At 45.7% G+C, this 14473-nt stretch carries 11 protein-coding genes and 1 other annotated feature; all 11 genes read right to left on the bottom strand.

What is annotated here, in order from left to right:
- Positions 1 to 70: 70 nt before the first annotated feature.
- Positions 71 to 2149, bottom strand: coding sequence for an elongation factor G (gene fusA / locus M1D90_RS21630; protein ID WP_023855914.1), 2079 nt, complete (start codon positions 2147 to 2149; stop codon positions 71 to 73).
- A 49-nt stretch (positions 2150 to 2198) separates the two neighbouring features.
- On the bottom strand, positions 2199 to 2669 hold the full coding sequence (rpsG, locus tag M1D90_RS21635) for a 30S ribosomal protein S7 (RefSeq protein WP_003178317.1): 471 nt from the start codon (positions 2667 to 2669) through the stop codon (positions 2199 to 2201).
- Between the two features lie 165 nt (positions 2670 to 2834).
- A complete protein-coding gene (rpsL, locus tag M1D90_RS21640; protein ID WP_020449855.1) occupies positions 2835 to 3251 on the bottom strand; it encodes a 30S ribosomal protein S12 in 417 nt (138 codons plus the stop codon).
- A 104-nt stretch (positions 3252 to 3355) separates the two neighbouring features.
- Complete coding sequence (locus tag M1D90_RS21645) at positions 3356 to 3604, bottom strand: 50S ribosomal protein L7ae-like protein (RefSeq protein WP_023855916.1); 249 nt, start codon at positions 3602 to 3604, stop codon at positions 3356 to 3358.
- 120 nt (positions 3605 to 3724) lie between these two features.
- Positions 3725 to 7324, bottom strand: coding sequence for a DNA-directed RNA polymerase subunit beta' (gene rpoC, locus M1D90_RS21650; protein WP_039073334.1), 3600 nt, complete (start codon positions 7322 to 7324; stop codon positions 3725 to 3727).
- Positions 7325 to 7383: 59 nt separating this feature from the next.
- Positions 7384 to 10965, bottom strand: coding sequence for a DNA-directed RNA polymerase subunit beta (gene rpoB / locus M1D90_RS21655; RefSeq protein ID WP_020449852.1), 3582 nt, complete (start codon positions 10963 to 10965; stop codon positions 7384 to 7386).
- 250 nt (positions 10966 to 11215) lie between these two features.
- A complete protein-coding gene (locus M1D90_RS21660) occupies positions 11216 to 11821 on the bottom strand; it encodes a class I SAM-dependent methyltransferase (protein ID WP_020449851.1) in 606 nt (201 codons plus the stop codon).
- A gap of 139 nt (positions 11822 to 11960) precedes the next feature.
- Entirely contained in the window at positions 11961 to 12332 is a 372-nt protein-coding gene (rplL, locus tag M1D90_RS21665; RefSeq protein ID WP_003178305.1) for a 50S ribosomal protein L7/L12, read from the bottom strand.
- Positions 12333 to 12376: 44 nt separating this feature from the next.
- On the bottom strand, positions 12377 to 12877 hold the full coding sequence (gene rplJ, locus M1D90_RS21670; protein ID WP_003178304.1) for a 50S ribosomal protein L10: 501 nt from the start codon (positions 12875 to 12877) through the stop codon (positions 12377 to 12379).
- 69 nt (positions 12878 to 12946) lie between these two features.
- Positions 12947 to 13088: a sequence feature (ribosomal protein L10 leader region), on the bottom strand.
- Between the two features lie 50 nt (positions 13089 to 13138).
- The gene (gene rplA / locus M1D90_RS21675) at positions 13139 to 13837 is read right to left on the bottom strand and encodes a 50S ribosomal protein L1 (protein ID WP_020449850.1); all 699 of its coding nucleotides are present in this window, start codon (positions 13835 to 13837) and stop codon (positions 13139 to 13141) included.
- Between the two features lie 101 nt (positions 13838 to 13938).
- The gene (rplK, locus tag M1D90_RS21680) at positions 13939 to 14364 is read right to left on the bottom strand and encodes a 50S ribosomal protein L11 (RefSeq protein WP_003178300.1); all 426 of its coding nucleotides are present in this window, start codon (positions 14362 to 14364) and stop codon (positions 13939 to 13941) included.
- Positions 14365 to 14473: the final 109 nt, after the last annotated feature.

Below are 14473 nucleotides of genomic sequence, written 5' to 3' on the forward strand. Positions count from 1 at the left end.
AAAGTGAAAGCGATGTTTCACTTTCTCATCTTACAATAGTATTTATACTTTAATGAAGAGGCAAAATCAATTATTCACCTTGATTTTTTTTGATGATCTCATCAGCAATGCTCTTAGGCACTTCTTCGTAATGGTCAAAGACCATTGTGAACGTACCGCGTCCTTGTGTGTTTGAACGGAGAGCCGTAGCGTAACCGAACATTTCAGAAAGTGGAACCATCGCGCGAACGACTTGAGCGTTTCCGCGTCCTTCCATACCTTCTACGCGACCGCGGCGTGATGTAATATCACCCATGATGTCTCCCATGTATTCTTCTGGGATAACGACTTCAACTTTGGAGATCGGCTCAAGAATAACCGGGTTACACTTGCTTGCCGCGTTTTTAAGCGCCATTGAAGCAGCGATTTTAAACGCCATTTCGTTTGAGTCGACGTCATGGTAAGAACCGTCAAACAATTTCGCTTTGATGTCGATAACAGGGTAACCTGCGACTACACCGTTTTGAAGTGAATCTTCAAGTCCTGCTTGAACAGCCGGAATGTATTCACGAGGAACGACACCACCGACGATTGCGTTTTCGAACTCAAAGCCTTTTCCTTCTTCGTTTGGAGAGAATTCGATCCAAACGTGTCCGAACTGTCCTCGTCCACCAGACTGACGTACGAATTTACCTTCAACTTGCGCGCTCGCACGGAATGTTTCACGATACGCAACTTGAGGAGCACCAACGTTGGCTTCAACTTTAAATTCGCGTTTCATACGGTCAACGATGATATCAAGGTGAAGCTCACCCATACCGCCGATGATCGTTTGACCTGTTTCAGGGTCAGTATGCGCACGGAATGTTGGATCCTCTTCAGCCAATTTAGCCAGTGCAGTAGACATTTTGTCTTGGTCAGCCTTAGATTTAGGCTCGATTGCAACGTGGATAACAGGCTCAGGGAATTCCATAGATTCAAGAATAACAAGGTTTTTCTCGTCGCAAAGCGTGTCCCCTGTAGTCGTGTCTTTCAAACCTACAGCAGCAGCGATATCCCCTGCGTACACAGTAGAGATTTCTTCACGGCTGTTGGCGTGCATTTGCAGGATACGTCCGACGCGCTCACGTTTGCCTTTTGTTGAGTTTCTTACGTATGAACCGGAATCAAGTGTTCCTGAGTACACACGGAAGAACGTCAATTTACCAACGTAAGGGTCAGTCATAACTTTAAATGCAAGTGCTGAGAAAGGTGCGTCGTCAGAAGACTCACGAGTAACCTCTTCCTCAGAATCAGGCAGAGTACCTTTGATTGCCGGTACGTCAGTTGGAGCTGGCAGGTAGTCAAGAACTGCGTCAAGCACTAATTGAACACCTTTGTTTTTGAAAGCTGAACCACAAAGAACCGGATAGAACTCCACGTTACAAGTTCCTTTGCGGATTGCCGCTTTCAGCTCGTCAACTGTGATTTCTTCGCCTTCCAAGTACTTCATCATAAGCTCTTCATCAAGCTCAGCAACAGCTTCAATCAAGCTGGCGCGAAGCTCTTCAGCTTTGTCTTTGTACTCGGCAGGGATTTCACGCGCATCAGAGCGTGTTCCAAGATCATCTTCATAGTAGTACGCAACGTTTTCTACAAGGTCGATGATCCCTTCGAAATTGTCTTCGGCGCCAATCGGTAATTGGATCGCGTGAGCGTTCGCCTCAAGACGGTCTTTAAGAGTTCCTACAGAGTAAAGGAAGTCCGCACCCGTTTTGTCCATCTTGTTGACAAATACGATACGAGGTACTCCGTAAGTTGTTGCCTGACGCCAAACCGTTTCAGTTTGCGGCTCAACGCCTGATTGTGCGTCAAGAACGGCAACGGCACCATCAAGTACGCGCAGTGAACGTTCAACCTCAACTGTGAAGTCTACGTGTCCTGGTGTGTCGATGATGTTTACGCGGTAACCTTTCCACTGTGCAGTTGTTGCAGCGGATGTGATTGTGATACCGCGTTCTTGTTCCTGCTCCATCCAGTCCATTTGGGAAGCCCCTTCATGAGTTTCACCAATTTTATGGATACGGCCTGTGTAGAACAAGATACGTTCAGTTGTTGTCGTTTTACCGGCATCGATGTGAGCCATGATTCCGATATTACGAGTTTTTTCTAAGGAGAACTCTCTTGCCATTGGGTCTTTTCTCCTTCCTTCTTAGGGAATAATATTTTGTCGTGTGAGATTACCAGCGATAGTGAGCGAACGCTTTGTTTGCTTCAGCCATCTTATGAGTATCTTCACGTTTCTTAACAGCTGCACCAGTGTTGTTAGCTGCATCAAGGATTTCGTTAGCTAAACGCTCTTCCATCGTTTTTTCTCCGCGAAGACGAGCGTAGTTTACTAACCAGCGAAGTCCAAGAGTCGTACGGCGTTCAGGACGAACCTCTACAGGTACTTGGTAGTTCGCACCACCTACGCGGCGTGCTTTAACTTCAAGCACTGGCATGATGTTCTTCAATGCTTGTTCGAAAACCTCCATTGCATCGTTGCCGGTACGTTCTTTAATAATATCGAATGACTTGTATAGGATTGTTTGAGCTTTACCTTTTTTACCGTCGATCATCATTTTGTTGATCAAACGAGTAACCAGTTTAGAGTTGTAAAGCGGATCAGGTAAAACATCTCTTTTTGCTACAGGACCTTTACGTGGCATCTGATTATCCTCCCTTCTCTTGTTACGGGTTTACAGTAAGCAGAGGGATTTCACGGTTCAGCTGCCGGGATCAAACCAGCGCTAGGCGCGAAAAGCCTGATGCCCTTAACAGCATTGCCAGAACTCCTTGCTTTTAAAAACCCTTTTATTTGTATTTAAACGGAATTATTTTTTCTTAGGACGTTTTGTACCGTATTTAGAACGGCCTTGTGCACGGTTTTCAACTCCGGCAGTATCAAGCGCGCCACGCACGATGTGGTAGCGTACCCCCGGTAAGTCTTTTACACGTCCACCGCGGATCAATACGACACTGTGCTCTTGCAGGTTGTGTCCGATACCAGGAATGTAGGCCGTAACCTCGATTCCGTTAGTTAAACGAACACGGGCATATTTACGAAGCGCCGAGTTCGGCTTCTTCGGTGTCATTGTACCGACACGGGTACATACTCCGCGTTTTTGTGGTGAAGATACGTTAGTGTGCTCTTTCTTGAAGCTGTTGTATCCTTTGTTAAGTGCTGGAGACTTAGAATTTTCAACTTTGCTTACGCGTCCTTTGCGGACTAGCTGATTAATTGTAGGCATTTTGTAATTCCTCCCTTCATCATGTTTTATAACCCACATACCCAGGTGGTTCATTTAAAAGCAAAAAACAATGCCTTTGCATAAAAGCAAAAACAACGAGTACGTTATTGAATAATGGCAACAGCTGCAGCTCCGACTTCAATTCCGCAGGCTTTGCCGAGCTTTTTCATGGACTCTGCCATTGAGACGGGAATCCCTTGTTCATTTGCCAGGTTAATAACATCTGACGTCAGAAAAGGATCAGCGTCTTTTGCTACGACGACTTCCTTAACAGAATTGCGCTTCAGCGCTTTGACTGTCTGCTTCGTACCGATAATAATAGATTGAGCCTGTGATACTTTATCATAAGACATCATATATCCTCCAAAGTAACAGGTTTAAATTGAGCACCTTGGTTATATTATCATCCTGAAAGAAGGATGTCAACACATGATGACAATTTTTAGTGACATCCTTCTTTAGGATTTTTTTATTTATTCAGCCGGAACCATTTCATCAGATGATTGGACTTGCAATACCGGCTTCACTTTACGGTAGTTCAGCATACCCGTTCCAGCAGGAACAAGCTTACCGATGATAACATTCTCTTTCAGGCCGAGAAGCTCATCGCGTTTTCCTTTGATTGCTGCATCTGTCAGGACACGTGTTGTTTCCTGGAATGACGCGGCAGACAGGAAGGAATCCGTTTCAAGCGATGCTTTGGTGATACCGAGAAGCACCGGACGGCCTGTTGCAGGGCGTTTGCCTTCGAGCAGAACTTTTTTGTTCGCTTCGGTAAACTGGTGAATATCGAGCAGCGTGCCTGGCAGCACTTCCGTGTCGCCGGCATCGATGACACGCACTTTGCGAAGCATCTGGCGAACCATAACCTCGACGTGCTTATCCCCGATTTCAACCCCTTGCATACGATAAACCTTCTGCACTTCATGAAGGAGGTATTCTTGCACCGTCGTGATGTCAGTAACTTTCAGAAGCTCTTTCGGATCAACCGAACCTTCTGTCAGCACCTGACCACGGGAAATTTTCTCTCCTTCAGTGACTTTCAGGCGCGCGTTGTAAGGCGCCGTATATGAACGGCTTTCGACTTCGCCCTGAACGACGATTTCCTGCTGTTTGTCACGGACTTCATTGATTTCAGCTACGACACCGTCAATTTCAGAGATCGTCGCTTGACCTTTAGGGTTTCGTGCTTCAAACAATTCCTGGATACGCGGCAAACCTTGTGTAATATCGTCTCCGGCAACCCCGCCCGTATGGAAGGTACGCATCGTTAACTGTGTACCCGGCTCACCAATGGACTGGGCAGCGATGATTCCGACTGCTTCCCCGACTTCGACGTCGGTTCCTGTTGCCAAGTTGCGGCCGTAGCATCGTTTACATACACCATGTGACGTATTACATGTAAATGCGGAGCGGATCCACACTTCTTCAATGCCTGCTTCGACAATTTCGAGCGCTTTATCTTCGTCGATCAGCTCATTTTCATCCACAAGCACTTCACCTGTTTCCGGATGTTTAACAGGTTTTCTCGCGAATCGGCCGACAAGACGCTCTTCAAGACGCTCGATCACTTCTGTGCCTTCCGTAATGGCTTTGGCAAGAATGCCTCGGTCTGTGCCGCAGTCAGTCTCACGAATGATGACGTCTTGGGCTACGTCTACGAGACGGCGTGTCAGGTAACCTGAGTCGGCTGTCTTCAGAGCCGTATCCGCAAGACCTTTACGCGCACCGTGAGTAGAGATAAAGTACTCGAGTACCGTTAAACCTTCGCGGAAGCTTGACTTGATCGGAAGTTCGATGATCCGTCCAGCCGGGTTGGCCATCAGACCGCGCATACCCGCAAGCTGCGTAAAGTTTGATGCGTTACCCCGGGCTCCGGAATCACTCATCATGTAGATCGGGTTGATTTCATCCAGGGATTTCATCAGCTTGCCTTGGATCGTATCTTTAGCTGCACTCCAGATGGAAATGACCCGTTCATAACGCTCTTCTTCAGTAATCAGACCACGTCTGAACTGCTTCATGACGTTATCAACTTTTCCTTGCGCTTCTTCAAGGATTTCCTGTTTGTCGTCCAATACGACGATATCGGAAACACCGACCGTAATTCCGGCTTTTGTCGAATATTTAAATCCAAGGTTTTTCATGCGGTCAAGCATTTTTGATGTTTCTGTAATATGGAATCTTTTGAAGATCTCCGCAATGATTTTACCCAAAATGCCTTTTTTGAACGGCTGGTTGATTTCCTGGTTCTTAATGGCTTCTTTAACATCTGCACCGTAATCCAAGAAGAAACGGTCAGGTGTTTTTTCTTCAATGTTGCTCTTCGTCGGTTCGTTCATGTATGGGAACGACGGCGGAAGAATCTCGTTGAAGATCAGTTTTCCGACAGTTGTAACGAGCAGCTTGGAACGCTGTTCTTCGGTAAATGTTTCATTTTTCAGGGAGTTAACCGCAACGGCTACTCTCGTATGCAAATGAACATATCCGTTTTGATACGCAAGAAGCGCTTCATCCGTATCTTTGAAAACCATACCTTCGCCGACTGCGCCTGGGCGTTCTAGCGTCAGATAGTAGTTTCCAAGCACCATATCCTGAGACGGCGTAACAACCGGTTTTCCGTCTTTAGGGTTCAGGATGTTTTGTGCGGCAAGCATCAAGATGCGCGCCTCAGCTTGCGCTTCTGCTGATAAAGGAACGTGAACCGCCATTTGGTCACCGTCAAAGTCAGCGTTGTATGCCGTACATACAAGCGGATGAAGACGGATGGCACGGCCTTCGACAAGCGTTGGTTCAAACGCTTGAATACCTAATCTGTGAAGCGTAGGTGCACGGTTGAGAAGCACAGGGTGTTCTTTGATAACTGATTCAAGGACATCCCAGACTTCCGGCTGAACGCGCTCAATTTTACGCTTCGCACTCTTAATGTTGTGGGCAAGACCTTTTTCAACAAGCTCTTTCATGACGAATGGCTTGAACAGTTCCAGCGCCATTTCTTTCGGAAGACCGCATTGATACATTTTCAGGTTCGGACCTACGACGATAACCGAACGGCCTGAGTAGTCAACACGTTTACCGAGAAGGTTTTGACGGAAACGGCCTTGTTTACCTTTCAGCATGTGAGAAAGGGATTTTAACGGTCTGTTTCCCGGACCTGTAACAGGACGGCCTCTGCGTCCGTTATCGATCAGCGCGTCCACGGCTTCTTGAAGCATGCGCTTTTCGTTTTGAACGATAATGCTTGGCGCTCCAAGATCCAAAAGACGTTTTAAACGATTGTTACGGTTGATGACACGGCGGTACAAATCGTTCAGATCGGAAGTTGCAAAACGTCCACCGTCAAGCTGTACCATCGGTCTCAGCTCAGGCGGAATGACCGGAAGAACGTCGAGGATCATCCAGGACGGCTTATTTCCGGAGTTGCGGAATGCTTCCAATACTTCCAAGCGTTTGATCGCACGTGTGCGGCGCTGTCCTTGTGACGTTTTAAGCTCTTCTTTCAGCATATCCACTTCTTTATCGAGGTCGATATCTTGAAGGAGCTTATGAATCGCTTCAGCACCCATTGATGCCTGGAATTTATTTCCGTATTTATCAAGGTACGCCCGGTACTCTTTTTCAGAAAGAAGCTGTTTTTTCTCAAGCGGTGTATTGGCCGGATCTGTTACGACATAAGAAGCAAAGTAAATGACTTCTTCCAATGCGCGCGGAGACATATCCAGCACAAGACCCATACGGCTCGGGATTCCTTTAAAATACCAGATGTGAGAAACAGGGGCTGCCAGCTCGATATGCCCCATTCTCTCACGACGGACTTTAGCCCGGGTTACTTCAACTCCACAACGGTCGCAGACTACGCCTTTATAACGAACCCGCTTGTACTTTCCGCAGTGGCATTCCCAGTCCTTTTGAGGACCGAAAATGCGCTCGCAGAATAGACCATCTTTTTCAGGTTTCAAAGTACGATAGTTGATTGTTTCAGGCTTTTTCACTTCTCCGTAAGACCATGAACGGATTTTGTCAGGTGAAGCGAGACCGATGTTCATATACTCAAAATTGTTCACATCCAGCAAGGGGCCTACCTCCCTTTTTATCTTCGGGTTATACCCTGTCACTTGCGTATAAAATTCGTTTATTCTTTTGTGACGACATCGCGCTCTGCGTCAGCAGAAACGAATTCTTCGGACTCTTCATCATTCGGCAGAGAAAGCCCTTCGTTTTGTTTCGCGTCTTCGTCGTCTTCCAAGTCTCTCATTTCGATTTCTTCTTCGTCGCTTGATAGGATTTTGACGTCCATACCTAAGCTTTGAAGCTCTTTGATCAATACTTTGAACGATTCCGGAACACCAGGTTCTGGAACATTGTCGCCTTTTACGATGGCTTCGTATGTTTTCACACGGCCTACGACATCATCCGATTTAACAGTCAGGATTTCTTGAAGTGTATATGCTGCACCGTAAGCTTCAAGCGCCCAAACTTCCATCTCTCCAAAACGCTGTCCACCGAACTGCGCTTTACCTCCGAGAGGCTGCTGGGTAACGAGTGAGTAAGGACCTGTAGAACGTGCGTGCAATTTGTCGTCAACCATGTGAGCCAATTTGATCATGTACATGATGCCGACAGACACCCGGTTGTCAAACGGCTCCCCAGTTCGGCCGTCGTAAAGAACTGTCTTTGCATCCCTTGACATGCCGGCTTCTTCAAGCGTTTCCCACACATCTTCTTCGCGGGCACCGTCAAATACCGGCGACGCGACATGCAGACCGAGACGGCGTGCAGCCATACCAAGGTGCAGCTCCAACACCTGCCCGATGTTCATACGCGATGGTACGCCCAGCGGGTTTAACATGATGTCAATCGGTGTTCCGTCAGGCAGATACGGCATATCTTCCTCCGGAAGGATTTTCGAAATAACACCTTTGTTCCCGTGGCGTCCGGCCATTTTGTCCCCTTCAGAAATTTTACGCTTCTGAACGATGTAAACGCGGACGAGTTGGTTAACGCCCGGAGGCAGTTCGTCTCCGTCTTCGCGGTTGAACACTTTTACATCAAGGATGATACCGCCGCCTCCGTGGGGCACACGCAGCGACGTATCGCGGACTTCACGCGCTTTTTCGCCGAAGATGGCGTGAAGCAGGCGCTCTTCTGCAGTAAGCTCTGTAACACCTTTAGGCGTTACTTTACCAACAAGAAGATCTCCGTCTTTTACTTCAGCACCGACACGGATAATTCCGCGTTCATCGAGATTGCGAAGAGCGTCTTCACCGACGTTTGGAATATCGCGTGTAATTTCTTCAGGTCCGAGTTTTGTATCCCGGGCCTCTGATTCGTATTCCTCAATATGAATAGACGTGTATACGTCGTCTTTTACAAGGCGTTCGCTCATGATGATGGCATCCTCGTAGTTGTAGCCATCCCATGTCATAAAGCCGACCATGACGTTGCGTCCAAGGGCAAGCTCACCTTTTTCCATAGACGGACCGTCAGCTAAAATTTCACCTTTTACAACCTCATCACCGACGCTTACGATCGGACGCTGGTTGTAGCAAGTTCCCTGGTTGGAACGAACAAACTTCAGCAGGCTGTATTTATCAAGGTTTCCTTTGACTTTCTGGCCGTCGACTTCTTCATAGCGGCGCACCCAAATGTTTTTCGCTTCCACCCGTTCAACGATTCCAGGATGGCGGCAAATAACAGCGGCACCGGAGTCTTTTGCAGATACATACTCCATTCCGGTTCCGACGATCGGAGATTCAGGCTGCATAAGAGGTACAGCCTGCCGTTGCATGTTCGCTCCCATTAGGGCGCGGTTTGAGTCATCGTTTTCCAAGAATGGAATACATGCAGTCGCGGCAGAGACAACCTGTTTAGGCGAAACGTCCATATAGTCGACGCGGTCTTTCGGAACAACGGTGTTCTCCCCTCTGAAACGGGCGACGATGCTGTCATCCACAAAAGATCCGTCATCATTCAGACGTGCGTTAGCCTGGGCAACGACATAGTTGTCTTCTTCATCAGCTGTCAAGTAATCGATTCTCGGCGTTACTTTTCCAGTCTCAGGGTCAACGCGGCGATACGGCGTTTCGATGAAGCCGAAACGGTTCACTTTCGCGAATGAAGAAAGCGAGTTGATCAAGCCGATGTTTGGACCCTCAGGAGTTTCAATCGGACACATCCGGCCGTAGTGGGAATAGTGAACGTCACGGACTTCCATTCCGGCACGCTCACGGGTCAAACCGCCCGGTCCAAGCGCTGACAGACGGCGCTTATGCGTCAGCTCAGCAAGCGGATTCGTCTGATCCATAAACTGAGAAAGCTGCGAGCTTCCGAAAAACTCTTTGATTGATGCGATGACAGGGCGAATATTGATCAGCTGCTGTGGCGTGATCGTGTTTGTATCTTGAATAGACATTCTTTCACGAACAACACGCTCCATTCTGCTTAAACCGATACGGAATTGGTTTTGCAGAAGCTCTCCCACTGAACGGAGACGGCGGTTTCCTAAATGGTCGATATCGTCGGTATCGCCCACTCCGTGAAGCAGGTTAAAGAAATAGCTGATGGAAGAGATAATATCAGAAGGTGTAATATTTTTAACGCCTTCTTCAATATAAGCATTTCCAATCACATTGATTGTCTGCTCCCCTTCTTGATCTGTCGGGGCATAGATTTTAATAGACTGAAGCGTCACTTCATCTTCGACAACTCCGCCGTTCGGATACAGCTTTTTAAAACCGATTCCGTTTTCAAGGTACGGAAGGACTTTGTCAAGCGTTCTTCTGTCTAAAATCGCGCCTTTTTCGGCAAGAATTTCGCCTGTTTCAGGATCGATCAGCGTTTCAGCAAGCCGCTGATTAAACAGTCTGTTTTTGATGTGAAGCTTTTTATTAATTTTATAACGTCCTACACTTGCAAGGTCATATCTTTTCGGATCAAAGAACCTTGAATCAAGCAGGCTTTTTGCGTTTTCTACTGTAGGCGGCTCTCCTGGACGAAGACGCTCGTAGATTTCAAGAAGCGCTTTATCGGTGTTTTCCGTATTATCTTTATCAAGCGTATTGCGCAAATACTCGTTTTCACCGATGAGATCAATGATCTCTTGGTCAGATCCGAAGCCAAGAGCACGCAAAAGAACCGTAACCGGCAACTTACGTGTGCGATCGATGCGTACATAAACAACATCTTTCGCATCAGTCTCGTATTCTAACCATGCGCCACGGTTTGGAATGACAGTCGCGGTAAAACCTTTCTTACCGTTTTTGTCTACTTTACCACTAAAATATACACTTGGAGAACGAACGAGCTGAGATACAATGACCCGTTCCGCACCGTTGATAATAAAGGTTCCAGTGTCTGTCATAATAGGGAAATCACCCATGAAGACATCCTGATCCTTTACTTCACCGGTCTCTTTGTTGATTAAGCGGACTTTAACACGCAGCGGAGCTGAGTAGGTCACGTCGCGCTCTTTTGATTCTTCTACCGGATACTTAGGCTCGCCTAAGCTGTAGTCGATAAATTCCAGAGAGAGGTTACCAGTGAAATCCTCAATTGGCGATATGTCTTGAAACATCTCTCTAAGACCCTCATCAAGAAACCACTGATAAGAAGAGGTTTGAATTTCAATGAGATTTGGTAATTCTAACACTTCGCTAATGCGTGCATAGCTTCTGCGCTGGCGGTGTCGTCCATACTGAACTAGTTGACCTGTCAACTGATTCACCCCTCAAATCATGCGTAATATATGTGTAACAAGCATTTCTTCCGCAAATATGTAAGAAATACTTTTACAAGACAAAAGAAAAAAGGGTTTCTAATTTAGAAAACCACATCCAAAAACAAAATACCGATTTTATTAGTGTTCCCAAAAATGTATATTTTATACAAACCTAGGCGTTTCTTAAAAACAGCAGCAAAATATATACATTGGCATTTTATAATATTAACATAGCTGAAAATCCGAGTCAAACTTTTTTTGCTTTGATGATATAGTACCCTTTCTTTTTGTGAACGACTTCAACGTCCGCAAAAAGTTCTTTTAATTTTTCAATGGCAGAAGGCCCGCCTTGTTTTTTCTGAATGACGACCCACAGCTCTCCTGAAGGCCGTAAATGTTCAGCGCTTTTTTCAAAGATGGCGTGCACAGTTTTTTTCCCGGCGCGTATGGGGGGATTAGTAATAATAGAAGCGAATTTTTTTGCAGGTTCGACGTTGGCAAACAGATCACTCTGATAGATCTTTGTGTTGTCGATCTGATTATTTAACGCGTTTTCCTTCGAAAGTTCGACAGCTCTTTCATTAACATCGATCATGTGAACCATTCGATCTTCGAAATCCGCAGCAAGCGAAAGACCAATCGGGCCATAGCCGCAGCCTACATCCAAAAAATCACCTTCTGTATCCGGTTCCCGGAAAGCTTCAATCAGCAGCCTTGAGCCAAAGTCCACTTCTCTTTTTGAAAAAACTCCGCTGTCGCTGATAAAAGTAAACGTCCGGTTTCTCAAGCGAAATGCCCACGTTGATCTGCTGCTTTTTGCTGAAGGTTTTTCCGAATAATAATGGTCAGTCATCACAGAACCTCCTCAGTTGGTGAACTCTCCAGATATCTTGAAACAAGATGGCGTATCTTATGCGGAAGGGACTACAATTAATTAGCAAAGAAAAAGCCCGCTTTTAAAAGCGAGCTTTCCCCTAAAGATTAGGTGAAGATTACTTAACTTCTACAGAAGCGCCAACTTCTTCAAGTTTAGCTTTAAGCTCTTCAGCTTCTTCTTTCGCAATACCTTCTTTAAGAGGTTTTGGAGTGTTGTCAACAAGTTCTTTAGCTTCTTTCAAGCCAAGACCAGTGATTTCACGAACAACTTTGATAACTTTGATTTTTTGATCTCCTGCACCAGCAAGAACAAGATCAAATTCAGTTTTTTCTTCAGCAGCACCGCCTGCAGCAGCTCCGCCAGCTACAGCTACAGGAGCAGCAGCAGTTACGCCAAATTCTTCTTCGATTGCTTTTACTAAGTCGTTCAATTCAAGTACAGTTGCTTCTTTAACGGAAGCAATGATTTCTTCGATATTTAAAGCCATTTGTAATTCCTCCATTTTGTTTTATTTTTTAGATACTGATGCTATTAAGCGCCTTGTTCTTCCTTTTGTTCTGCAACAGCTTTAGTTGCAAGAGCAAGGTTGCGAACTGGAGCTTGAAGTACGCTAAGCAACATAGAAAGCAAGCCTTCGCGAGATGGAAGTTCAGCAAGAGCTTTCACTTCTTCAACTGTAGATACTTTGCCTTCGATTACGCCCGCTTTGATTTCAAGAGCTTCGTGCTTTTTAGCAAACTCGTTAAGAACTTTAGCTGGAGCGACAACATCTTCAGTACTGAATGCAATCGCATTCGGTCCTGTTAAGAAATCGTTCAAACCATCAAGTTCAGCTTGTTCAACCGCACGGCGAGTCATCGTGTTTTTGTACACTTTGAACTCAACGTTAGCTTCGCGAAGCTGTTTACGAAGTTCTGTTACTTCAGCTACGTTAAGGCCGCGATAGTCAACGATGATCGTTGATTTACTTTCTTTCAGTTTAGAAGTAATTTCTTCAACAACAACTTTTTTTGTTTCAATTGCGCTGCTCATGGTTACACCTCCTGTAAGATTCATCTGTGTAACACTTATACCGTTCGGTGATCACGTTCTTTAACGACATGTTCCATATAAAAAGCCTCCATTCGACATGGAGGCTGTATATACAAGCATACGTAACGCTAGAGCTGTGATATATATACACCTCGGTAGGAGATTAAGCCTTATCGGCACCTACTGTCTACGGTATAAATGGACATATTTTATTTTTACAACGTTTTGAATTATATCAGAACGTCTTATCAAAAGTCAATATTATTTTACGTTGAAAGTTGAAGGGTCCACTTTGATTCCAGGTCCCATTGTAGATGTAACAGAAACGTTTTTCACGTATACACCTTTAGCAGCAGCAGGTTTCGCTTTCAAAATTGTGTCGTACATTGTCGCGAAGTTTTCTACAAGCTTGCCTTCTTCGAATGACACTTTTCCGATTGGAACGTGGATGTTTCCTGCTTTATCAACGCGGTATTCAACTTTACCAGCTTTGATTTCGTTGACTGCTTTTTCAACTTCGAAAGTAACCGTTCCTGTTTTAGGGTTTGGCATAAGACCTTTTGGTCCAAGCACGCGTCCGATTTTACCGACTTCACCCATCATATCAGGAGTCGCAACGATTACATCAAAATCAAACCAGCCTTGCTGAATTTTGTTGATGTAATCAGAATCGCCTACGTAGTCTGCACCAGCAGCTTCTGCTTCTTTCGCTTTTTCGCCCTTAGCGAAAACAAGAACGCGCTGAGTTTTGCCTGTTCCGTTTGGAAGTACAACTGCACCGCGGATTTGCTGGTCGTTTTTACGAGGGTCAACACCTAAACGGAATGCCGCTTCAACAGTGGCATCGAATTTAGCTGTGTTTGTTTTTTTCACAAGCTCGATCGCTTCGTTTACGTCGTAAGCTTTTGTACGCTCTACAAGCTTGGCAGCTTCGACGTATTTTTTACCTTTTTTAGCCATTTTAAAATTTCCTCCTTAGTGGTTTTAGCGGAATAACCTCCCACGAATAAGGGTTGCGAACTTGTCTGATCCAAACTCGCAACCCAGCAAAGAGACAAAAATTAGTCTTCGATCACAATACCCATACTGCGGGCAGTTCCTTCAACCATACGCATAGCCGCTTCAACATCTGCCGCATTTAAGTCAGGCATTTTTGTTTCGGCGATTTCACGTACTTTATCGCGTTTAACGGTTGCGACTTTATTACGGTTAGGCTCACCAGAACCTGACTCAATTCCAGCCGCTTTTTTAAGCAATACAGCAGCAGGCGGAGTTTTTGTGATAAATGTAAATGAACGGTCTTCGTAAACCGAAATTTCTACAGGAATGATCAGACCAGCTTGGTCAGATGTACGAGCGTTAAACTCCTTACAGAATCCCATGATGTTAACACCGGCTTGACCCAATGCAGGACCAACTGGCGGAGCTGGATTCGCTTTTCCAGCAGGAATTTGCAATTTTACAACTTTAACTACTTTTTTAGCCACGAGACACACCTCCTTAAGTCCGTGATGTGGTAATAGGGTGAACCCTCCCACTCAAGGTCTCATTCTTTATATGAATGATGAAAATATCAAGCTAGCTGCCTTGACCTTT

The organism is Bacillus sp. JZ34 (genome assembly GCF_053903205.1).